This is a genomic window from Methylobacter svalbardensis (assembly GCF_037671525.1).
GTDB classification, from domain to species: Bacteria; Pseudomonadota; Gammaproteobacteria; order Methylococcales; family Methylomonadaceae; genus Methylobacter_A; species Methylobacter_A svalbardensis.
Genome location: NZ_JAWPOH010000186.1, coordinates 1 through 872, shown reverse-complemented (window position 1 = coordinate 872; position 872 = coordinate 1). Strand labels below are relative to the sequence as shown.

The 872-nt window shown below is 37.4% G+C and carries 1 protein-coding gene; it reads right to left on the bottom strand.

The window, feature by feature from the left end; translation table 11 throughout:
• Positions 1-176: 176 nt before the first annotated feature.
• Entirely contained in the window at positions 177-446 is a 270-nt protein-coding gene (locus RW114_RS20760) for a hypothetical protein (RefSeq protein ID WP_340124625.1), read from the bottom strand.
• Between the last annotated feature and the right edge of the window lie 426 nt (positions 447-872).

Here is an 872-nt window from a genome sequence, read left to right as displayed (position 1 = left end):
TAGCATCAAAGCAGGACTCAATCAATTCGAGGACTTTGGGTTCGTCGGATAGTTGATTTAAGGCAGCGTTCAGCAGTTTGCGCTGGTGATGATCTAATTCACGGATTGCAGTAATTAATTGAAAAAACTCGGCGTTTTTCATGATGATCTCCAATTGAAAACCTACATGGCTTATTTTATGAAAAAGAAATAAAAAATTCCATAGTTAACGATGACATAGCCAAAATAATAGACCCAGGTGTATAACTGGAGGCGGTAATGCGTAATTTTTGTATTTCGTTTTCGGTCAATAACTGAGCAACCGGCATTAATCTTTTTAAAAAGGAGACGGGAATATTGATTTTTTTTGCTGCTGAGGCTTTTTTATCATGGGCAAGTGGAAAATTCGATATATCATTGCCGGATGTCTGCTTGGGTGTTGTTTTCTTGAAAATATTCCGGAACATAATAATTGAAAATTCCTATAGTAAGCCTGATTTGCTTCGGTCATAGCAGCAATATACAACGAAATTACGAGGAAAGCAGCAGGTTGACAGATTTGCAGATTATTAATGCGCCTATTTAGATAATAAGACTATGTTTGTTAATGGATAGTAAGTTTTGCTGCGCCTTTAATTCATCTTGATGTCTTGATGTCTTAAGGAAAGAGCAAGAGCTGTAATGTATATATGTTCTATATGATTAAGCTTGTTTATACGACACCAGTGATGTCTTTGCTTTTTAAAGCAGCTTATTGTGTCATCATTGCTTGACCTTATGAAAAGGCGTTGTATAATACGCAGCTCTTCCGGGGTAAACGCCCTGGCAGAGACGCAGCAAGAAACAAAAGTTAACAGGATGTTGACAAGCGGACTGAGTAGGTTATAATGGTC